The sequence below is a fragment of the Asticcacaulis sp. genome, from assembly GCA_024707255.1.
Lineage (GTDB): Bacteria > Pseudomonadota > Alphaproteobacteria > Caulobacterales > Caulobacteraceae > Asticcacaulis.
In genome coordinates, this window is record JANQAC010000001.1 from 1495458 (window position 1) to 1514353 (window position 18896).

Below are 18896 nucleotides of genomic sequence, written 5' to 3' on the forward strand. Positions count from 1 at the left end.
CGCTTCACAATTCCATTTGTTTGACGGCGATCAAATGCCCGCTGCTTCGCCCTGCCTAGACTGCGCCCTGACGCGGCATTTCGAGCGCGCCTCCATACCCCCAAAGGAGCTAAGCATGAAAGACGATCAATTGCATCAGGATGTTCTGGACGAGCTGGATTTCGAACCCAGCGTCAACGCCGCCCATATTGGGGTCGCCGTCGAACAGGGCATCGTCACACTGACCGGCGAGGTCGGCAGCTATGCCGAAAAATACCACGCCGAACGCACCGTTCAGCGCGTCAAGGGGGTTCGCGGCATTGTCGAACACATTAAGGTGGTCTTCCCTGGCGACAAGGTCACCGGTGACGCCGAACTGGCCGAACGGGTTCTGGCCAGCCTGAAATGGAGCGCCGTCGTGCCATCCGACCGGATCACCGTGAAGGTCGAAAACGGCTGGGTCGCCCTGAATGGTGAACTGGACTGGCAGTTTCAGAAGGAAGCCGCCGAAGCGGCCGTCCGCCGGCTGAACGGCATCAAGGGTATCAGCAATCTGATCAAGCTGCCGCCCCAGGTCGTTGGCAGCAATGTCAAGTCGCGCATCGAGGACGCCCTAAAGCGCAATGCCGAGGTTGAGGCCAAGGGCATCATGGTCGGGGTCGCCGGCACCAAGGTGACACTGAACGGCATTGTCCACACCTGGCACGAACGCCTGATGGCGGAAAACGCCGCCTGGGCTGTGCCCGGCGTCACCATGGTCGATGACCACCTGCGGATTGCCTGATTTTTGAAACTTTGAAAGGAGCTTATCATGTCAACTCACTCCCTGACTCCCGCCCGCAAGGAAGCGGTTTCCGTCGTCCGGGGCGACAACCCCGTCCGTGGCCTGCAAAACGACGTCAACCGCCTGTTCAATGATTTCTTCGGCGACCTGTCATTTCCCTCATGGGACCGTTTTCTGGGAGACCGCTTCTCAAGCGGGCTGTCTATGAAAACGCCGGCGCTCGACCTGCGCGAAGGCGACAAAGCCTACACACTGGTCGCCGAGGTGCCGGGTATGCAGGCCAAGGACATACAGGTCTCGACCGCCGATGGCTGCATTATCCTGACCGGCGAAAAGACCGAGGCGCACGAAACGCATGACAAGGACTATATCCGTCAGGAACGCAGCTATGGCAGCTTCCGGCGCGTCGTCCCCATGCCGGCGGACGCCGACATTGATAATGTCAAGGCGGAGATGAAAAACGGCCTGCTCACCCTGACCATCGCCCGAAAGGCCGAAGACAGCGCGAAAACACGCAAGATCGATATCCGCGAACTGGCATGAGACTGCCCTGAGAACGCGCGAAGATATCCTGCCGGCGCATTTATTATGTGCCGGCCGGATATTGAGCTAAAGGCGGTGACAGGGTTCCGTCAGGCCATGATGAAACTCAGCGCGGGCATCCTGTTGTTTAATGAGCGCGCCGATGGCCTGCATATGCTGTTGGTGCATCCCGGCGGCCCGTTCTGGGCGCGGCATGATCTGGGCGCGTGGTCAATTCCGAAAGGGGAATATGCGCCGGGCGAAATTCCCGAACAGGCGGCACGGCGTGAACTGGCGGAGGAGACCGGACTCAACCTGACTGCTGACCTGATCCCGCTGGGTGAGGCGCGACAGCCGTCCGGCAAGGTCGTTACCGCCTTTGCCACGCCGTCGGATTTCGATCCCGCCGCGCTCCGCAGCAACCTGTTCGAGCTGGAATGGCCAAGGCACTCCGGGCAGATGCGCCGCTTCCCTGAAATCGACCGCGCCGAATGGTTTGACGCGGCCGAAGCGCGCCGGCGCATCCTGCCCGGCCAGGCTGTCTTTATTGACCGGCTGCTGGCGGCGCTCAGCAAGCCCGCTTAGGCTGCCAGATACTGCTCATAGGCGGCGATCGCATCCGCCGCGTACATCAGCGAAGGCCCGCCGCCCATATAGATGGCCATGCCCAGGCATTCCTCGATCTCGGCCCTGGTCGCCCCCAGGCGCACCAGCGCCTCCATGTGAAAGCCGATGCAGCCGTCGCAGCGGGTGGCGATGCCGATGGCCAGCGCGATCAGTTCCTTGGTCTTCTTGTCGAGCGCGCCGTCCTTGCTGGCGGCCTGGGCCATGGCGGAAAACCCGCTCATGGTCTCCGGGATATCCTTGCGCAAGGTCTTGATATTGGCGGAAATGCGTTTGGTGATGTCAGGATAGGACTTGGTCATGGAATGCTCGTTTACTTGAAGCTGACGCCCGGCTTGACGCCCAGCTTCTTGAAGATCATGGCGGCCGGGCAGAAGCCGGTGAAGGCCGCCTGGAACATGTTGGCGCCGGCAAAGGCGGTCAGCCAATACCACAGCGGGTTAACGAAGTGGCCGAGCGCCAGGCTCGTCAGGACAACGAAGCCGGCAAAGGCCATAACGGCTTTATCGAGAGTCATGATTATTCACCTTTCAGCTTGTGGGCGCCCATCATATTGAGCGCCATTTTTTCAAAGAACATTTCGCTTTTTCCGGCCTTGACCTTGCCGATGAAGTAGCCCTCGAAGGCTTCCTTCGCCAGGTGGACCCACTTGCCGGAAGCCGCCCAGTTGATATTGCGCGGCGGGATCTGCGGCTGGGCGAAGAAGGCCACGCCGCCATCGCCGAAATCGGCCAGGCAGATGGCGTTCCAGGTCGCTTCGTGCGTTGGCGCCTGCCCGGAGAGTTCCTGCTTCAGGTTGTGCGCCACGGCCGTGACCATGGATTCGATCATGAAGCCGGTCTTGGGCACGCCCACCGGCACGGCGGTTTTGCCCATCGGCGGAATGGCGACGCAGACGCCGAGGCTGTAGATATTGGGGAAGGTCGGATTGCGCTGGTGCTTGTCGATCAGGATGAAGCCGCGCGGATTGGTCAGGCCCTCGATGCCGCGCACCGCCTCGACCCCGCGGAAGGCCGGCAGCATCATGGAAAAGCCGAAGGGCAGTTCGTGATCGGCCTTATGCGCGCCGTCCTCGGTCAGTTCCTCGACGAACATCCTGCCCGCTTCCACGCGGCTGACCTTGGCGTTGGTGATCCACTTGATATGGCGGTTGCGCATCTCGCTTTCAAGCAGGCCCTTGGTGTCACCGACGCCATCGAGGCCGAGGTGGCCGATATAGGGCTCGGAGGTGACGAAGGTCATCGGCACGCGGTCGCGCACCTTGCGTTTGCGCAATTCGGTATCGACGATCATGGCGAATTCATAGGCCGGGCCGAAGCAGGACGCGCCCTGCACCGCGCCGATCACAACCGGCTGCGGATTGGCGGCCAGTTGATCGAAGACGGTGCCTGCGGCCACGGCGTGATCGACCCGGCAGACCGATTGCGTAAAGCCGGTATGCGGCCCCAGTCCTTCGATCTCGTCGAAGGCCAGCTCCGGACCGGTAGCGATGACCAGATAGTCGTAGGTCAGGGTTTCGCCGGTCGTCAGTTGCAGGGCATTATTCGCCGGATCAATGCGCGCGGCGCCTTCCGGGTGGAAAATGACCCCCTTCTTCTGGAAGACGGGACGCAGATCGACCTCGATTGCCTCGCGTTTGCGCCAGCCCACCGCCACCCACGGATTGGACGGTACGAACTGATAGGTATAGCCCTTGTTGACCACGACGATCTCGGCCTTGTCGCCGACGGCTTCCCTGATCTCGAAGGCGGCGATGGAGCCGCCAAGCCCCGCGCCCAGAATGACGATGCGTGGTGTCTTACCGGTAGTCATGGTACTCTGTCCTCCTGATTTGGCCTGGTTCCAAGCCTTAGGCTTAAAAAGGCCGGTAAGGTTTGATCGGCGTCAAACCTTACCGTTTCGATTGGTGGCATCTCCAGACCGGGACACCGCGAAATGTGGTGTGAAGGGTCTTGATTGTATATTTGAATTATCTTATATTCGGATTATCGAAAATACAATACCTTTTTTCAGCCCTTCCGGAGACCCGATCATGTTCAGCCTGTTCACTGTCAAAAACCTCACACCCGCCGAAGTCCGCGACGGCATGGAAAAGGGCGAAATCGTCCTTGTCGATGTCCGCGAACTGAATGAGCATAATGCCGAGCGCATAAAGGGCGCGATCAGTGTTCCCCTGTCACGCCTCGAAACCGCCAAGCTGCCGGATGCCGATGGCAAGCGGATCGTCATGCACTGCGCCGGCGGCGTACGTTCGGCCAGGGCCGTGACATTGTGCCGCAAGCGCGGCCTGACGGTCGATCATCACCTGGCCGGCGGCATTGCCGCATGGAAGGCTCACGGCCTGCCGACTATCCGATAACAAGTGTAAAGGGGTGCATCACATGCCGAGGCCAGACCAAATGCTGCGAGCGGGACTATCTATCATCGCCATATCCATTGCTGTTTCAGGCATGGGCCTGGCCTCGTGTGGCCGCAAGGAGCCCGCCCCGGCGGTGACCGCCTATAGGGGCCAGACTCTGCGGGTCTCCGCCCAGACCATCGATGATGTCAAGCCGCTCGCCGCCACCCTGACCACGCGCCAGACTGGTGAGGCGACGGCGCGCGTGTCCGGCATACTGACCAGCCTGAAGGTGCGCGAAGGCGACATGGTAAAACAGGGCCAGGTGATCGGCTTCGTGCAGGACCAGAGGCTGAATCTGCAAACCGGCGCCTATGACCAGGCCGCCGTGGCCGCCGAGGCCCAGGCCAATCTGGCGCGCGCCGCGCTGAAGCGCACCCAGACCCTCTTTGATAAGGGCATCTATGCCCAGGCGAAACTGGATCAGGACAAGGCTGCCGCCGATGCCGCCGAAGCCAATGCCCGCGCCGCCCGCGCCCAGACCTCCGCCAGTGGCGAGGCGGCGCGTCAGGGCGCCATCCTGGCTCCGGCCAGCGGCCGCATCATCCACGCCACCGTGCCGGTTGGCTCGGTGGTCATGGCTGGTCAGTCCGTCGCCACGGTGACCGCCGGTGCCCGCGTGGTGCGCATCGAGCTGCCGGAGGCCCGGGCCGCCGCCCTCAGCCTCGGCCAGAACGTGATGCTAGATGCCAATGGCGTGCGCAGCTCAGGCGTGATCAGTGAAATCTATCCTTCCGTCACCGCCGGCCAGGTGGTGGCCGATGTCACGCCGCAAGGTCTTGAAGACGCCGTGATCGGCCAGAAGGTCACCGCTTATGTCGGCGTCGGGCAGCGCCCGGCGATCGTCCTGCCGCGCGCCTATGTCGCCACGCGCTATGGCCTCGATTATGTCCGCCTGGTGCAAAAGAACGGCGCGGTCATGGAAACCACCGTCCAGACGGCCCCGACTGGTGATCCGCAGCGCCTCGAAATCCTGGGCGGCCTGACTGCCGGCGATGCCGTCGCCCCCTATGGCGCTTCTCTCGGAGCCGAAAAATGAGCGATGCAAAGCTGGGCCTTTCCGGCCGCCTGACCAAGGCCACCCTGACCTCGCCGCTGACACCGCTGTTCCTGATCGTCGCCATTCTGGTGGGCCTGCTCGCCGTCATGTCGATCCCGCGTGAAGAAGAGCCGCAGATCAGCGTGCCGATGATCGATATTTCCGTCGCTTCGCCGGGCCTGAAGGCCGTGGACGCCGAACAACTGGTGGCCAAGCCGCTGGAAGCCATCGTCAAAAGCGTCAATGATGTCGACCATGTCTACAGTTTCATCGATGACGACCGCGTACTGGTAACGGCGCGTTTCAAGGTCGGCACCGATCCGGACAATGCCGCCATCCGTATCCGCGAAAAGCTGGACGCCAATATGGACCGCCTGCCCGTCGGCATCGCCGCGCCGCTGGTGCAGACGCGCGGCATCAATGACGTGCCGGCCATGATCATCACCCTGTCGCCCAAGCCCGGCAGCGGCGACGCCTTGAGCGACACCGCCCTGTATAACCTGGCGGCGCGCCTGCGCGTCGAACTGGCCAAGGTCGATAATGTCGGCCTGACCTTCATCGTCGGCGGCCGGCCGGAAGAAATCCGCATAGAGCCCGATGCCGCCGCCATGAGCGCGCGCGGCGTTTCGCTGGAAACCCTGATGACCGCCGTCAAGGCCGCCAATACCAGCTTCCCGGCGGGCAATATACGCCAGGCTGGCCAGGCCGTGACGGTGGGCGCCGGCCAGACCCTGCAAACCGCCACCGATGTCGGCCTGATCACCCTGCCTTCGGTGACGGGCCAGAATGTCCTTGTCCGCGACGTGGCCACCGTCATCCAGGCGCCACGCGAAGATCAGTCGCATGTCTTCCGTTATGCCCGGCTGAAAGACGGCACCTGGGGCCAGTCGCCGGCGGTTTCCCCGGCCATCGCCAAGCGCAAGGGCGCCAATGCGGTGGTGCTGTCCCATGCCGTCCATGCCCGTGTCGAGGCCCTGCAGGGCACGCTGATCCCCGCCAATGTGCAGGTTTCCATCACGCGCGATTATGGCGAAAGCGCCAATGAAAAGGCCAATGAACTGCTGTTTCACTTAGGGTTAGCCACCGTCTCCATTGTCATCCTGATCGGCTTCACCATCGGCTGGCGCGAGGCGGCCGTTACCGCGGTGGTCATCCCGACGACCATCCTGCTCACCATGTTCGCCTCCAACCTGATGGGCTATACGATCAACCGCGTCAGCCTGTTCGCCCTGATCTTCTCGATCGGCATCCTGGTCGATGACGCCATCGTCATGATCGAGAACATTTCGCGCCACTGGGGCATGAATGACGGCAGATCGCGGCCCCAGGCGACCATCGACGCCGTGGCCGAGGTCGGCAATCCGACCGTGATCGCCACCCTGACCGTCGTGGCTGCCCTGCTGCCCATGTTGTTCGTCTCCGGCCTGATGGGCCCCTACATGGCGCCGATTCCGGTCAATGCTTCCGCAGCGATGATCTTCTCTTTCTTTGTCGCCGTCATCCTGGCGCCGTGGCTGATGATCCGCTTTGCCCGCAAAGCCCTGAAAGCCGGCGAACATGGCCATTCGCATGATCATGAAGGCTTTATCGGCGCCATTTACCGCCGCATCGCTGCCGCCATCATCAGGGATAAAAAAAGCGCCGGCCGTTTCCTCGCCTGGGTGGGTGTTGCCACGCTGATCGCCTGTTCCACCTTCTATTTCAAGGCCGTGACGGTCAAGCTCCTGCCGTTCGACAACAAGTCCGAGCTTCAGGTCATCGCCGACCTGCCGCGCGGCACCTCGCTTGAAACCACCCAGCGGATCCTCAATCAGGCGGCGCAGATCACCACGCAACTGAAGGAGGTTGAGGCCATCGATTCCTATGCCGGCACGGCCACGCCTTTCAATTTCAACGGCCTGGTGCGCCATTATTATTTCCGCACCAATCCGGAGCAGGGCGATCTGAATGTCCTGCTCGCGCCCAAGGGTGAGCGTTCGCGTGCCAGCCACGCCATCGCGCTCGACCTGCGCCAGCGCCTGAAGGCCATACCCCTGCCGCCCAATGGTGTGCTGAAGGTTGTCGAAGCTCCGCCGGGACCGCCGGTCATGGCGACCCTGCTGGCCGAAGTCTACGGTCCGGATGCCGCCACGCGGCGCGCCGTCGCCGAAAAGGTCAAGGCGATCTACAAGTCCGTTCCCTATATCGTCGATGTCGATGACAGCTACGGCGTGGCCGCGCCGCGCCTGGATATCGTCGCCAACCGCCAGAGGCTGGAAGCGCTGAATGTCTCCGACGGCCAGGTCTATGCCTCTTTGGGCGCCCTGATGAACGGACAGGTGCTCGGCTATTCCAACCGCGGCGATGGCCGTGATCCGCTGGAAATCTCCCTGCGTCTGCCGCAATCGCAGCGCACCTATGACCAGGCCCTGCAATCCATGCCCGTGGCGACCTCGGTCTCGGCCGCCGGTACCCGCCTGGTGTCGCTCGGCGAAGTCACCACCGCGAAGCCGGGCCTGACCTCGCCCCATATCTTCCGCCGTGACGGCCGCGACGCCGACATGATCCTGGGCGAAATGGCCGGCCAGTACGAGGCGCCGATCTACGGCATTCTGGCCGTGGACAAGGCCATTAAAAATGCCGACTGGGGTAATGTGCCCGCGCCAGCCATACGGCTCAACGGCCAGCCCGCCGATGAAAGCCGCGCTACGGTTCTGTGGGACGGTGAGTGGGAAATCACCTGGGTCACCTTCCGTGACATGGGCGCCGCCTTCGGCGTGGCCCTGCTGGGCATCTATGTGCTGGTCGTCGGCCAGTTCAAGAGCTTCAAGCTGCCTCTGGTCATCCTGACGCCGGTACCCCTGACCCTGATCGGCATCGTCATCGGCCACATCCTGTTCCGTGCGCCCTTTACCGCCACCTCGATGATCGGTTTCATTGCACTTGCCGGCATCATCGTGCGCAATTCGATCCTGCTGGTCGATTTCATCCGTCATGCCGACAAGCTGGATGCCAACGGCCAGCCGCGCCGCCTGCAGGATATCCTGCTCGATGCCGGCGCCACGCGCTTCAAACCGATCCTGCTGACGGCCCTGGCCGCCATGATCGGTGCGGCGGTGATCCTGACCGACCCGATCTTCCAGGGCCTGGCCATTTCCCTGCTGTTCGGGCTTTTGTCGTCCACGCTTTTGACCGTGCTGGTAATTCCTGCCATCTATGTCGTTATGCGTGGCGATTCCCAAAACAGTAAGGCGTAACCCATGAACAAGTCTGTTTCTCCCATGACCCTGGCGGCCAGCGCCCAGAAGGCCAGCCGCCTTCTCAAGCTCATGGCCAGCGAACAACGGCTGATGATCCTGTGCAGGCTGAGCGAGGGCGAGCAAAGCGCTGGCGAACTGACCGAGCTGGTGGGCTTAAGCCAGGGCGCGGCCTCGCAGCATCTGCAAAAGATGCGGGCCGAGGGACTGGTCGGCACCCGCCGGGATGCCCAGACCATCTATTATCACCTGGCCGATGAAGGCGCCGGCCAGGTGATCGATCTCCTGTGCCGGATTTATGGCGAGGCCGAAAAGTCTTAAGCGGCGGAATGACAGAAGAAGAGGGGGAAGCGGGCATGACATCAGCGCCGGCGAAATCAGCCACAGCCGGTCGTGCGCTGGAAGTCCTGCTGGCCTTTCTGTGGCTGGGCGTGACCTCGTTCGGCGGACCGATCGCCCATCTCGGCTATTTTCGCCGCGCCTTCGTGCAGAAGCGAAAATGGCTGAGCGAAGACGAATATGCTGACCTGGTGGCCCTCTGCCAGTTCCTGCCTGGTCCCGCCAGCAGCCAGACGGGCCTGCTGATCGGCCTGCGCCGCGCCGGTGCCTGGGGCGCCCTGGCCGCCTGGACGGGCTTCACCCTGCCGTCCGCCGTTCTGATGTTTATCCTCGGCGAGTCTTGCCCCCGGCCTGAAAGGTCCGGTGGCCCTGAGTGCGATCCATGGCCTGAAACTGGTCGCCGTGGCCGTCGTTGCCCAGGCGGTCTGGAGCATGGCCGGCAGGCTCTGCCCGGATCGGCGGCGCGCGGCCATCGCCCTGGCCGCCTTTCTGGCTATCCTGCTGGTGGTATCACCGGCAACGCAGCTTCTGGCCATTGCCGGCGGTGGTCTCCTGGGACTGCGGCTGTGCCGTAACATTCCTGACATGTCTGCCGGTGTGGCGCATCCGCCCATGCGCCGGCGCATCGGTATCGCCGCCGGTGCGGTTTTCATTGGCATTCTGGCCGGACTGTCTCTGGCGGCCGCTCTCTATCCGGGACATACGCTGTGGGCGCTGGCCAATATCTTCTTCAAAAGCGGCACACTTGTTTTCGGCGGCGGGCATGTGGTGCTGCCCCTGCTGCGGGATGCGCTGGTGCCGGCGGGGTGGATCGGTGATGACGCCTTCCTGGCCGGTTATGGCGCAGCGCAGGCCATGCCGGGGCCGCTCTTTACTTTCGCTGCCTATCTGGGGGGACGGTGGCCACACCCTGGAACCCCGCGCTGATAGCGGCGCTCGCGCTGGTCATGCTGTTCCTGCCAGGTGTCTTGCTGGTGGTGGCCGTCTATCCGTTCTGGTCCCGGCTGGGGCATAATCTCCCGGCGCGCGCGGCCTTGGCGGGGGTCAATGCCGCAGTGGTCGGCATCCTCGGCGCGGCGCTTTACAATCCGGTCTGGACATCCGCGGTCTTCGGACCGGGCGATGTCGCCATCGCGGTTGCGGGCTTTCTGCTTCTCGAAAAATGGCACACCCCGCCGCTGCTGGTCGTCGGGTTGTGCGTCGGCGCCTCGATGCTCCGGCTTTGCCTGGGGTTCTGAGGCTCAGGCCTTAAATGTAGTGATGTCGGTTCGCACTGAAATCGGCGTTTTGCTGAGTGAAAATGGCTCTGCGAGCAAGACAGCCGCTCACGTCGAATATGAGGGTTCGATTATTTTACTCGCTCTAAGATTTTGTCGGCCGCCGCATAAGGCTGGACTTCGGTTCAAATAATTGGACTTTTATTCAATCTAGTGTTGGTTTTCTGGCATCCGCACGACCAGACCATCAAGCGCATCTGATACGATGATCTGGCACGACAGGCGCGAGGTCGGCTGCAGGTCATTGGCGAAATCGAGCATCGATTCTTCCATCACCGAGGCAGTGCCGGTCTTGTCGGCCCATTCCGGATCGACATAGACGTGGCAGGTGGCGCAGGCGCAGGCGCCGCCGCAATCGGCATCGATGCCGGGGATGTTGTTCTTGACCGCGCCTTCCATGACGCTCTGGCCCGGCTTGACCTCGATGATGTGTTCTTTGCCGTCGTGTTCGATATAGGTGATCTTGGCCATGATAGTCACTTCAAATAAATAGAGCCGAAGCCAGGCTTCGGCTCTTAAAAGCAAAATGCAAAAATTTTCGACGGGCCGCCCCGAGAAAATTTTTTCCACATCGCAAAGGGGTACATGGGGGAAAGATCGTTTCCCCCATGAGTTTTATCCCTTCGCGGGCATCATCTTCTTGATTTCGGCGATCGCCTTGGCCGGGTTGAGCCCCTTCGGACAGACCTGCGCGCAGTTCATGATGGTGTGGCAGCGATAGAGCTTGAACGGATCTTCGAGCGACTCCAGGCGGGCCTTGGTGTTTTCGTCGCGCGAGTCAGCGATCCAGCGATAGGCCTGCAGCAGGGCCGCCGGCCCTAAGTACTTGTCCTGGTTCCACCAGTAGCTGGGGCACGAGGTCGAGCAACAGGCGCAGAGAATGCACTCATAGAGGCCGTCGAGCTTGTCGCGGTTGGCCGGGGTTTGCAGACGTTCCTTTTCCGGGTCCGGGGTCTTCGATTCCAGCCACGGCTCGATCGAGGCGTACTGGTTGTAGAAGCCCGACAGGTCGGGAATCAGGTCTTTCACGACCGGCATATGCGGCAGCGGGGCGATGGTGATATCGCCGGAGAACTCATCATGGCCCTTGGTGCAGGCCAGGGTGTTGCGGCCGCCGATATTCATGGCGCAGGAGCCGCAGATGCCTTCGCGGCATGAGCGGCGGAAAGCCGGGGTCGAGTCGATGTTGTTCTTGATGTAGATCAGCGAGTCGAGCAGCATCGGGCCGTGATCGGCCGAATCCACCTCATAGGTGTCCCAACGCGGGTTCTCGCCGGCATCCGGATCGAAGCGGTAGATCTTGTAGGTGCGCGTCGTTTTGGTCTTCTTCGCGGCCTTGTAACGCTTGCCCGGCTTGATTTTCGAGTCGCGGGGGAGGGTAAGCTCAACCATATCAGTAAACCCGTGCTTTCGGCTGAATGTAGGCGATGTCGTTGGTCATGGTGTAGGTATGGACCGGACGATAGTCGGTCTTGACCTGGCCGGTATCGGTGTCGATCCACATCAGGGTGTGCTTCATCCACTTTTCGTCGTCGCGGTTCGGGAAGTCCTCGCGGGCGTGAGCGCCGCGGCTTTCCTCACGGTTGACGGCCGAATTGACCGTCACGACCGCCTGATTGATCAGGTTGTCATATTCCAGCGCCTCGACCAGGTCGGTATTCCAGATCAGGCCGCGATCCTTGATGCCGATATCCTTCGAGGCGGCGTGGATTTCGGCCAGGCGGGCAACGCCTTCCTTGAGGGTGTCGCCAGTGCGGAAGACGGCGGCGTCCTTCTGCATGGCTTCCTGCATGGAGAGGCGCAGTTTCGCGGTCGGTGTGGCACCGGACGCGTTGCGGAAGGTGTCCAGGCGAGCCAGGTGCTTGTCGACCTGGGTCTTGCCGATATCCTTGTGCGCGACGCCCGGCTGCACCAGTTCCTTGGCGCGCAGGCCGGCGGCGCGGCCGAAGACCACGAGGTCGATCAGCGAGTTGGAACCGAGGCGGTTGGCGCCATGCACCGACACGCAGGCCGCTTCGCCTACAGCCATCAGGCCCGGAACAACCGTATCGGGATTGCCGTCCTTCAGGGTCAGGACTTCGCCGTGATAATTGGTCGGGATGCCGCCCATATTGTAGTGGACGGTCGGGATGACCGGGATCGGTTCCTTGGTCACATCGACGCCGGCGAAAATCTTGGCCGATTCCGAGATGCCCGGCAGGCGCTTGTGCAGGATTTCCGGCGGCAGGTGATCGAGGTGAAGGAAGATGTGGTCCTTCTTCGGACCGACGCCGCGACCTTCGCGGATTTCCATGGTCATCGAGCGCGACACGACGTCACGCGAGGCCAGATCTTTCGCTGAAGGCGCATAGCGTTCCATGAAGCGCTCGCCGGCCGAGTTGGTCAGGTAGCCGCCTTCGCCGCGCGCGCCTTCGGTGATGAGGCAGCCCGAACCGTAGATGCCGGTCGGGTGGAACTGCACGAATTCCATGTCTTGGAGCGGCAGGCCGGCGCGCAGCACCATAGCGTTGCCGTCACCGGTGCAGGTGTGGGCGGAGGTGGCCGAGAAGTAGGCGCGGCCATAGCCACCGGTCGCCAGGATGACGAGGTGGGCGCGGAAGACGTGGATGTCGCCATTGTCGAGCTGCCAGGTGGTCACACCACGGCACACACCGTCATCCATGATCAGGTCGAGGGCGAAATGCTCGATGAAGAATTCGACATTGTTGCGCACCGACTGGCCGTAAAGCGTATGCAGCATGGCGTGACCGGTGCGGTCGGCGGCGGCGCAGGTGCGCTGCACCGGGCCTTCGCCATAATTGCGGGTCATGCCGCCGAATGGACGCTGATAGATCTTGCCTTCTTCGGTGCGCGAGAAGGGCACGCCCCAATGTTCGAGTTCGTAGACGGCCTTGGGCGCGTTGCGCACGAGATATTCGATGGCATCCTGGTCACCCAGCCAGTCCGACCCCTTGACGGTGTCGTACATGTGCCATTCCCACTTGTCCTCGCCCATATTGCCTAAGCTCGCGGCGACGCCACCCTGGGCGGCCACGGTATGGGAGCGGGTCGGGAAGACCTTGGTGATACAGGCGGTTTTCAGACCGGCCTGACCGGCGCCAAGCGCGGCACGAAGCCCCGACCCACCGGCGCCGACCACGACCACGTCATAGTCGTGATTGATGATGTTATACGGTTTGGCCATGAGTTAAGCCCCCTGGTGCAGAACGAAGAGCGCGTAGCCGGTGGCAATCAGGAGAGCCGCACTCAGGAGAATATTGAGGAACATTGTGAAGCCGCGCAGGCCGCCTTGCAGGTAGTCATCGATGATGACTTTGATGCCCATATACATGTGCCACACCGAGATCAGCATGGTCAGGCCGATCAGACCGGCATTGAGGGGCACGCGGGCAAAGGCCGCGGCCGCATCGAAGCCGCCGCCGGCAACCGTGAAGGCCGCATAGGCCGCCCACAGGGTCAGCGGGATCAGGACCAGCGAGGTGCCGCGTTCGGCCAGCCATTCGCCGGCGCCGTGATGGGCCGATTGTTTCCAGGACTTGACGCTCTTGGCGCCGACATTACGATCGGTGGTCATTACAGGGTCACCTTGCCGGTGGAGAACAGGACCGCCCAGAAGACGAGGGTGAGAACGACGCCGAGGATCATGGTCCACAGGGCGATCTGGTCGGCTGTCTTCGGCTCGAAGCCGGCGCCGGTATCCCAGATCAGGTGGCGCAGGCCGCCGGTCAGGTGGACGAAGCCGGCCAGCGACAGGCCGAACCAGACCAGAAGGCCGAGCGGCGACGAGGCCAGCGTCAGGAAGCAAGTATAGTGTTCGCGCCCCATGGCGAGGGCGACCAGCCAGGCGGCGACCAGGACCGCGCCGGCCACCGAAGCCGAGCCGGTAACGCGGTGCATGATCGAGCTGAACATGGTGATATGCCAGCGCCAGACCTGCAAATGGGGGGAGAGGGGCCTATGTGGCGTATTGGGAGGAGTCTGAGACATATGATGTGGCCTTAACCAATGTCTTGTACGGGACGGCAGAATAGCCGTAGCCGGAAACGTTACACTTGCCGGTCTTTTAGACCCTGAAAGCGCTGTGTCAATCAAGCTTTGAATACGAAAAGCCGTTTTTTGCAGATCACTTACGCGAACGCTTCGCATCCGCATGAACAGGCTTCACGACGATGTGATTCCCTTTTCGCCCCAGCTTCGACAAATTTTTATGGTTTGCTTATGAGATGAATAACTTCTTAAGTTGCGCCTGATTAGCTCGTCCTGGGCCGCGCACAGCTTCCCCCTTCCGACATTGCCGCAGTAAGAGAGTACAGCCTAGTGATTTCTGCCCTGATCCTTTCCGCCGCCCTGATGACGCCGAGCGCCGCCCAGGACGATCTCCTGCCGGATACACAGCCCGCCGCGGCCACGGTGGAGCAGGCCCTGACCCCACAGGCGCCGGCCGTAGCGAACGCAACACCCCCGGCCCCAACGCCGCAGACCTCGATGTCAAGCGCGGCTGTCAGTGTCGATGCCTATCGCCGCAACTACGAAGGCCCGAAAGATTCGCGCGAACTGAGCTATGATTCCGGCCTGCTGTCGGCCCTGCGGTCAAAGGAAAGCCAGATCGGCAATATGGAAGGCTCGTGGGTGGTGGCCGGCGCCGATGGCCAGAAACTGCTAGGCCTGGAACTGCGCAGCGAAAACGCCGTCAGCGGCCGGATCGAAGGCGCGTGGCGTTCCATGCTGGCGGGTTTCGGCATGAATAGCTCAGGCTTTGTGTCGGATATCAACATGACTGGCCGCGACATGGAAGTCACCTACTATGCCGGCGGCGCGCGCTCACCCACGCTCCTGCACCTGACCCAAGGCGGCGACGCCCTGTGGCGCGGCTATATGCTCGATCCCAAGGGCATAAAGACGCCGGTCACCATGTCTCAGGTCCGGATGGGGAATTAATCTCATCTAAATGCCCTTAGGCTACACACACCTCACTTTTTTAGGTGCTGTGCAGCAAACCCTTGCGCACCGCGTCGTTAAGGATTAGGACGCCAGCAGATTTTGACCTGCGGCATTTTCAAAGGGAGTTCCCATGGCACGCGCAAAGATTGCTCTGATTGGTTCGGGTATGATCGGGGGCACGCTGGCCCACATCGCCGCCCGTGAAGAACTGGGCGATGTCGTCCTGTTCGACATCATGGAAGGCACGCCGCAAGGCAAGGCGCTTGATATCGCCGAAGCCACCGCCGTTTTCGGCAAGGACGTGGCCCTGAAGGGCGCCAATGACTATTCGGCCATCGCCGATGCCGATGTCTGCATCGTCACCGCCGGTGTACCGCGCAAGCCGGGCATGAGCCGCGATGACCTGCTGGGCATCAATCTGAAGGTCATGAAGGCCGTTGGCGAAGGCATCAAGCAATATGCGCCGAACGCCTTCGTGATCTGCATCACCAACCCGCTGGACGCCATGGTCTGGGCGCTGCGCGAATTTTCGGGCCTGCCGCACAAGAAGGTCATCGGCATGGCCGGCGTGCTCGACTCGGGCCGTTTCGCCTACTTCCTGGCGGAAAAGACCGGCGTGTCGGTCGAAGACATCCACGCCTGGACCCTCGGCGGTCACGGCGACGACATGGTGCCGATGGTGCGCCACTCCACGATCGGTGGCCTGCCCCTGCCGGAATGCGTCGCGCAAGGCTTCTTCACCCAGGAAGAACTGGACGCCATCGTGAAGCGCACCCGTGGCGGTGGCGGCGAAATCGTTGCCCTGCTGAAGACCGGCTCGGCCTTCTACGCCCCGGCGGAATCGGCCATCGCCATGGCTAAGTCCTACCTGCTCGACAAGAAGCGCGTCCTGCCGTGCGCCGTGTATCTGAACGGTGAATACGGCCTGCGCGGCCTGTACGTTGGGGTTCCGGCCGTGATCGGCAAGGACGGCGCCGAACGCATCATCGAGTTCTCGACCGATGACGAAGAAAAAGCGATGTTCGCCAAGTCAGTCGAAAGCGTCCAGGGGCTCATCGCCGCTTGTAAGACGATCGATCCGTCGCTGGCTTAAGGCTTACGAATACTGATTAAAAGCCGCTCGTGAAAACGGGCGGCTTTTTTATTTGCGGATATGCTAGGCTCCGATATCTGAGGAGTTTCGCATGTTCAAATCCGTCATTCCCATCCTGGCTGTCACCACCCTGATGACCGCTTTCGCCCCCAGCCAGAAGGCCGAAGCGCAGAGCAGCGCCGCGGCCGCGTCCGAACAGGCCAGCGCCGCCATAGCGCCCCTGGCCCAGGCGGCCACGGCCACCCCCAGCTTCAATTGCAAGAAGGCCACCCTCAAGGCGGAAATCATGGTCTGCGGCAATGCCCGTCTGGCGCAGCTCGATGTCGAGGTCGCGCGCCTCTATGGCCTGATTAACAAAGCGCCGGATGTCGATCGCGTGGCCCTGCAACGCCTGCAGGGCGGCTGGCTGAACAAGCGCAATGCCTGCGCTACCTTGACCAGCAGCGAAACCTGCCTGCTCAACGCCTATGCCGGCCGGATCAGCGACCTGCGCGCCGGTTACCCGGTGGCGCGCAACGATACCGCCGTCAGCATCGGGCCAATAGGATGGCATTGCCCCGCCGGCGACATGACCTCGACCTTTATCAATGGCACAAGCTCGATGGTCTATGTCAAGTGGGCCGACAAGGATGCTGTCCTTACCCAAGGCCTGAGCGCCTCCGGTGCGCGCTATGCCGCCGATCTGCCGGACGGACCTTACGAATTCTGGAACAAGGGCGACGAGGTCATGTGGACCGTACCCGGCGCCGGCATGGTCGTTTGCGAGGAGATAAAGCCATGAAGAAAGCCATCCTGACGATTGCCGCTATCACCGGCCTGTGCCTGCTGACCGCCTGCGCCACCCGGCCCATGGGCGGACCACATGATCCCGCCCTGGTGCGCGGTATTATCGATGGCCTGCTGGCGCCGATCTCCTTCGTCATCAGCCTGTTTTCCGATACCATCCGGATGTATGCCTATCCCAATATCGGCCGCTGGTACGATCTCGGTTTCCTGGCCGGCTTAAGCGCCTGGGGCGGCGGGGCCTCGACGGTAACCCGCTATGTCTATATAGACCGCCGCACCGGCCGCACCCTGGATATCGAGGACCGCTGATTTGACCCTGCCTTATGACTCTCCGCTCGGTCCGACGCTTGAGACCGACCGTCTGATCCTGCGCCCGCCGGCTGACGCCGATTTTGACGGTTTCTGCGCCTTTCATGCCGATGAAGCGACCATGACGCATCTGGGCGGCGTGGTGTCGCCGCCCGTGGTCTGGCGCAATATGCGGTCGATGGCCGGCGCCTGGGCGCTCGATGGCTTTTCCATGTTCTCGGTGATCGAAAAAGCGTCCGGTGAATGGATCGGACGGATCGGCCCTATCCATCCGCATGGCTGGCCGGACCGCGAAGTCGGCTGGGGCCTGCGCTCGCCCCACTGGGGCAAGGGATACGCAAAGGAAGCCGCCATCGCCACCATGGATTTCGCGTTCGATATCCTGGGTTGGGAAAAGGCGATCCATACCATCGCCCCCGCCAATGCCGGCTCGGTCGGCGTGGCCAAAAGCCTGGGCTCATACCTGATGAGCTATACCAATCTGCCCGATCCCTTCGCCGATATGGCCGTCGACATCTGGGGCCAGACGCGGGACGAGTGGGCTGAAAACCGGAAAAATCTCCTGAAAAACAAAGCTTAAAATGACTTGCAAAAAAAGTCTCTTGACTCTGTCATTTATTTAACCAATAAGTTATTTAACAAATCGGTTAAATTGAGTAGAGTACCCATGTCCCAAGACCGCCTGTCGCAAACCCTGAACGCCCTGGCCGATCCGACGCGCCGCGCCATACTGGCGCGTCTGTCGCTGGGCGAAACCTCGGTCAGCGAACTGGCCGAACCGTTCGATATGAGCCTGCCGGCGGTCTCCAAGCATCTGAAGGTGCTGGAAAAGGCCGGACTGATCTCACGCGGCCGCGAAGCACAGTGGCGGCCCTGCAAGCTGGAGCCGGAACCGCTGAAGGAGGTCGATGCCTGGATCGGCGAATACCGCAAGATGTGGGAAGCCCGTTTCGATCGTCTCGACGCCTATCTCAAGACCTTGAAGCCCGACGGACCAACGAACTAATTATTGATCTTTGATGGAGACCGGTATGTGGTGGCAATACTACAAGCAGCTCTGGGAAGCGCGTCTCGACCGGTTGGCCGCCTATCTGAAAACCTTGCAAGCCAGGGGAGTGAAGCATGACTGAGACAACCGATACCCCGGCCTACAAGGTGCTCAACCGCCGCCAGCTGCCTTTCCCGCATGGGAAGGTCTATGGCGCCTTCGCCGACCCGGAGCAGGTCAAGCTGTGGTGGGGCCCGGAGGGCTTCACAAACCGCATCGATACCTTCGATCTGCGCGTGGGCGGGCGATGGCTGTTCACCATGGTCAACGAAAACGACCGCGAGTTCGACAATATCAAGGAATTCCTCGAAGTCTCGCCCGAGCGGATCGTCATGCAGCATATCGAACCGATGCACGATTTCATCATGACCATGAGCTTCGATGCCGTGGATGATGACACCACCGACCTGACCTGGATCATGAACTTTGCCCCCGGCCAGGATCCTGGTCTCGCCCCCTTTCTTGAAGCCGCCAACGAACAGAATTTCGACCGGCTTGAAGCCCACCTGCAAACTCTCTGA

General features: G+C 61.8%; 24 protein-coding genes and 1 pseudogene. 17 read left to right on the forward strand and 8 right to left on the reverse strand.

Annotation, left to right across the window (positions count from 1 at the left end; translation table 11 throughout):
- Nucleotides 1–115 precede the first annotated feature (115 nt).
- The 3 genes from NVV72_07225 (at nucleotide 116) to NVV72_07235 (ending at nucleotide 1870) form a co-directional block, all read left to right on the forward strand.
- Nucleotides 116–763 (forward strand): BON domain-containing protein, encoded by a 648-nt coding sequence (locus NVV72_07225; protein MCR6659130.1) that lies wholly within the window; start codon nucleotides 116–118, stop codon nucleotides 761–763.
- A gap of 27 nt (nucleotides 764–790) precedes the next feature.
- Nucleotides 791–1306: an Hsp20/alpha crystallin family protein gene (locus NVV72_07230; protein ID MCR6659131.1), complete on the forward strand. Its 516-nt coding sequence runs from the start codon at nucleotides 791–793 to the stop codon at nucleotides 1304–1306.
- 96 nt (nucleotides 1307–1402) lie between these two features.
- A complete protein-coding gene (locus NVV72_07235; GenBank protein ID MCR6659132.1) occupies nucleotides 1403–1870 on the forward strand; it encodes an NUDIX domain-containing protein in 468 nt (155 codons plus the stop codon).
- On the opposite strand, the gene NVV72_07240 is transcribed toward NVV72_07235, so the two are convergent.
- Genes NVV72_07240 through NVV72_07250 form a run of 3 tightly spaced genes read right to left on the reverse strand, consistent with a single transcriptional unit; the run spans nucleotide 1867 to nucleotide 3721 of the window.
- Entirely contained in the window at nucleotides 1867–2211 is a 345-nt protein-coding gene (locus tag NVV72_07240) for a carboxymuconolactone decarboxylase family protein (protein MCR6659133.1), read from the reverse strand. The genes NVV72_07235 and NVV72_07240 overlap by 4 nt on opposite strands.
- Nucleotides 2212–2222: 11 nt before the next feature.
- Nucleotides 2223–2426 carry a DUF2892 domain-containing protein gene (locus NVV72_07245; GenBank protein ID MCR6659134.1) on the reverse strand — a complete coding sequence of 68 codons (204 nt, stop codon included), beginning with the start codon at nucleotides 2424–2426 and terminating at the stop codon, nucleotides 2223–2225.
- Nucleotides 2427–2428: 2 nt separating this feature from the next.
- Entirely contained in the window at nucleotides 2429–3721 is a 1293-nt protein-coding gene (locus NVV72_07250) for an FAD-dependent oxidoreductase (GenBank protein MCR6659135.1), read from the reverse strand.
- 220 nt (nucleotides 3722–3941) lie between these two features.
- Between NVV72_07250 and NVV72_07255 the strand changes: the two genes are divergently transcribed.
- From NVV72_07255 to NVV72_07285, 7 genes and pseudogenes are all read left to right on the forward strand, one after another.
- Nucleotides 3942–4268, forward strand: coding sequence for a rhodanese-like domain-containing protein (locus tag NVV72_07255; GenBank protein ID MCR6659136.1), 327 nt, complete (start codon nucleotides 3942–3944; stop codon nucleotides 4266–4268).
- Nucleotides 4269–4290: 22 nt separating this feature from the next.
- The gene (locus NVV72_07260; GenBank protein MCR6659137.1) at nucleotides 4291–5346 is read left to right on the forward strand and encodes an efflux RND transporter periplasmic adaptor subunit; all 1056 of its coding nucleotides are present in this window, start codon (nucleotides 4291–4293) and stop codon (nucleotides 5344–5346) included.
- Entirely contained in the window at nucleotides 5343–8582 is a 3240-nt protein-coding gene (locus NVV72_07265) for an efflux RND transporter permease subunit (GenBank protein MCR6659138.1), read from the forward strand. The genes NVV72_07260 and NVV72_07265 overlap by 4 nt, the downstream gene beginning before the upstream one ends.
- A gap of 3 nt (nucleotides 8583–8585) precedes the next feature.
- Nucleotides 8586–8903: a metalloregulator ArsR/SmtB family transcription factor gene (locus tag NVV72_07270; GenBank protein ID MCR6659139.1), complete on the forward strand. Its 318-nt coding sequence runs from the start codon at nucleotides 8586–8588 to the stop codon at nucleotides 8901–8903.
- Between the two features lie 35 nt (nucleotides 8904–8938).
- Nucleotides 8939–9196 (forward strand): annotated as a pseudogene (locus tag NVV72_07275) (chromate transporter).
- A gap of 157 nt (nucleotides 9197–9353) precedes the next feature.
- Nucleotides 9354–9848 (forward strand): chromate transporter, encoded by a 495-nt coding sequence (locus NVV72_07280; protein MCR6659140.1) that lies wholly within the window; start codon nucleotides 9354–9356, stop codon nucleotides 9846–9848.
- Nucleotides 9821–10159 (forward strand): chromate transporter, encoded by a 339-nt coding sequence (locus NVV72_07285; GenBank protein MCR6659141.1) that lies wholly within the window; start codon nucleotides 9821–9823, stop codon nucleotides 10157–10159. The genes NVV72_07280 and NVV72_07285 overlap by 28 nt, the downstream gene beginning before the upstream one ends.
- A 189-nt stretch (nucleotides 10160–10348) precedes the next feature.
- Here the strand turns inward: NVV72_07285 and NVV72_07290 are convergent, their stop codons facing one another.
- The 5 genes from NVV72_07290 to sdhC form a co-directional block, all read right to left on the reverse strand.
- Nucleotides 10349–10669 (reverse strand): 2Fe-2S iron-sulfur cluster-binding protein, encoded by a 321-nt coding sequence (locus NVV72_07290; protein MCR6659142.1) that lies wholly within the window; start codon nucleotides 10667–10669, stop codon nucleotides 10349–10351.
- A 144-nt stretch (nucleotides 10670–10813) separates the two neighbouring features.
- Complete coding sequence (locus NVV72_07295) at nucleotides 10814–11590, reverse strand: succinate dehydrogenase iron-sulfur subunit (GenBank protein ID MCR6659143.1); 777 nt, start codon at nucleotides 11588–11590, stop codon at nucleotides 10814–10816.
- Between the two features lies 1 nt (nucleotide 11591).
- Nucleotides 11592–13382 carry a succinate dehydrogenase flavoprotein subunit gene (sdhA, locus tag NVV72_07300; GenBank protein ID MCR6659144.1) on the reverse strand — a complete coding sequence of 597 codons (1791 nt, stop codon included), beginning with the start codon at nucleotides 13380–13382 and terminating at the stop codon, nucleotides 11592–11594.
- Nucleotides 13383–13385: 3 nt separating this feature from the next.
- A complete protein-coding gene (sdhD, locus tag NVV72_07305; GenBank protein MCR6659145.1) occupies nucleotides 13386–13772 on the reverse strand; it encodes a succinate dehydrogenase, hydrophobic membrane anchor protein in 387 nt (128 codons plus the stop codon).
- The gene (sdhC, locus tag NVV72_07310; GenBank protein MCR6659146.1) at nucleotides 13772–14185 is read right to left on the reverse strand and encodes a succinate dehydrogenase, cytochrome b556 subunit; all 414 of its coding nucleotides are present in this window, start codon (nucleotides 14183–14185) and stop codon (nucleotides 13772–13774) included. The genes sdhD and sdhC overlap by 1 nt, the downstream gene beginning before the upstream one ends.
- Nucleotides 14186–14515: 330 nt before the next feature.
- Between sdhC and NVV72_07315 the strand changes: the two genes are divergently transcribed.
- From NVV72_07315 to NVV72_07345, 7 genes are all read left to right on the forward strand, one after another.
- Nucleotides 14516–15136: a hypothetical protein gene (locus NVV72_07315; GenBank protein MCR6659147.1), complete on the forward strand. Its 621-nt coding sequence runs from the start codon at nucleotides 14516–14518 to the stop codon at nucleotides 15134–15136.
- Between the two features lie 133 nt (nucleotides 15137–15269).
- Complete coding sequence (mdh, locus tag NVV72_07320; GenBank protein MCR6659148.1) at nucleotides 15270–16232, forward strand: malate dehydrogenase; 963 nt, start codon at nucleotides 15270–15272, stop codon at nucleotides 16230–16232.
- A 91-nt stretch (nucleotides 16233–16323) separates the two neighbouring features.
- On the forward strand, nucleotides 16324–17013 hold the full coding sequence (locus tag NVV72_07325; GenBank protein MCR6659149.1) for an MliC family protein: 690 nt from the start codon (nucleotides 16324–16326) through the stop codon (nucleotides 17011–17013).
- Entirely contained in the window at nucleotides 17010–17327 is a 318-nt protein-coding gene (locus NVV72_07330) for a hypothetical protein (GenBank protein ID MCR6659150.1), read from the forward strand. The genes NVV72_07325 and NVV72_07330 overlap by 4 nt, the downstream gene beginning before the upstream one ends.
- Nucleotide 17328: 1 nt before the next feature.
- On the forward strand, nucleotides 17329–17907 hold the full coding sequence (locus NVV72_07335; protein MCR6659151.1) for a GNAT family N-acetyltransferase: 579 nt from the start codon (nucleotides 17329–17331) through the stop codon (nucleotides 17905–17907).
- 87 nt (nucleotides 17908–17994) lie between these two features.
- Entirely contained in the window at nucleotides 17995–18333 is a 339-nt protein-coding gene (locus tag NVV72_07340) for a metalloregulator ArsR/SmtB family transcription factor (GenBank protein MCR6659152.1), read from the forward strand.
- A 116-nt stretch (nucleotides 18334–18449) separates the two neighbouring features.
- Nucleotides 18450–18896, forward strand: coding sequence for an SRPBCC domain-containing protein (locus tag NVV72_07345; GenBank protein MCR6659153.1), 447 nt, complete (start codon nucleotides 18450–18452; stop codon nucleotides 18894–18896).

What these genes read in the sequence shown, in the direction of transcription:
- NVV72_07260 (MCR6659137.1), top strand. Translation starts at nt 4,291, where the DNA reads ATGCCGAGGCCAGACCAAATGCTGCGAGCGGGACTATCTATCATCGCC.
- NVV72_07325 (MCR6659149.1), top strand. Translation starts at nt 16,324, where the DNA reads ATGTTCAAATCCGTCATTCCCATCCTGGCTGTCACCACCCTGATGACC.
- NVV72_07235 (MCR6659132.1), top strand. Translation starts at nt 1,403, where the DNA reads ATGATGAAACTCAGCGCGGGCATCCTGTTGTTTAATGAGCGCGCCGAT.
- NVV72_07340 (MCR6659152.1), top strand. Translation starts at nt 17,995, where the DNA reads ATGTCCCAAGACCGCCTGTCGCAAACCCTGAACGCCCTGGCCGATCCG.
- NVV72_07225 (MCR6659130.1), top strand. Translation starts at nt 116, where the DNA reads ATGAAAGACGATCAATTGCATCAGGATGTTCTGGACGAGCTGGATTTC.
- sdhC (MCR6659146.1), bottom strand. Translation starts at nt 14,185, where the DNA reads ATGTCTCAGACTCCTCCCAATACGCCACATAGGCCCCTCTCCCCCCAT.
- NVV72_07245 (MCR6659134.1), bottom strand. Translation starts at nt 2,426, where the DNA reads ATGACTCTCGATAAAGCCGTTATGGCCTTTGCCGGCTTCGTTGTCCTG.
- sdhD (MCR6659145.1), bottom strand. Translation starts at nt 13,772, where the DNA reads ATGACCACCGATCGTAATGTCGGCGCCAAGAGCGTCAAGTCCTGGAAA.
- NVV72_07345 (MCR6659153.1), top strand. Translation starts at nt 18,450, where the DNA reads ATGACTGAGACAACCGATACCCCGGCCTACAAGGTGCTCAACCGCCGC.
- NVV72_07280 (MCR6659140.1), top strand. Translation starts at nt 9,354, where the DNA reads ATGGCCGGCAGGCTCTGCCCGGATCGGCGGCGCGCGGCCATCGCCCTG.
- NVV72_07265 (MCR6659138.1), top strand. Translation starts at nt 5,343, where the DNA reads ATGAGCGATGCAAAGCTGGGCCTTTCCGGCCGCCTGACCAAGGCCACC.
- NVV72_07270 (MCR6659139.1), top strand. Translation starts at nt 8,586, where the DNA reads ATGAACAAGTCTGTTTCTCCCATGACCCTGGCGGCCAGCGCCCAGAAG.
- NVV72_07295 (MCR6659143.1), bottom strand. Translation starts at nt 11,590, where the DNA reads ATGGTTGAGCTTACCCTCCCCCGCGACTCGAAAATCAAGCCGGGCAAG.
- NVV72_07330 (MCR6659150.1), top strand. Translation starts at nt 17,010, where the DNA reads ATGAAGAAAGCCATCCTGACGATTGCCGCTATCACCGGCCTGTGCCTG.
- NVV72_07230 (MCR6659131.1), top strand. Translation starts at nt 791, where the DNA reads ATGTCAACTCACTCCCTGACTCCCGCCCGCAAGGAAGCGGTTTCCGTC.
- sdhA (MCR6659144.1), bottom strand. Translation starts at nt 13,382, where the DNA reads ATGGCCAAACCGTATAACATCATCAATCACGACTATGACGTGGTCGTG.
- NVV72_07240 (MCR6659133.1), bottom strand. Translation starts at nt 2,211, where the DNA reads ATGACCAAGTCCTATCCTGACATCACCAAACGCATTTCCGCCAATATC.
- NVV72_07250 (MCR6659135.1), bottom strand. Translation starts at nt 3,721, where the DNA reads ATGACTACCGGTAAGACACCACGCATCGTCATTCTGGGCGCGGGGCTT.
- NVV72_07255 (MCR6659136.1), top strand. Translation starts at nt 3,942, where the DNA reads ATGTTCAGCCTGTTCACTGTCAAAAACCTCACACCCGCCGAAGTCCGC.
- mdh (MCR6659148.1), top strand. Translation starts at nt 15,270, where the DNA reads ATGGCACGCGCAAAGATTGCTCTGATTGGTTCGGGTATGATCGGGGGC.
- NVV72_07290 (MCR6659142.1), bottom strand. Translation starts at nt 10,669, where the DNA reads ATGGCCAAGATCACCTATATCGAACACGACGGCAAAGAACACATCATC.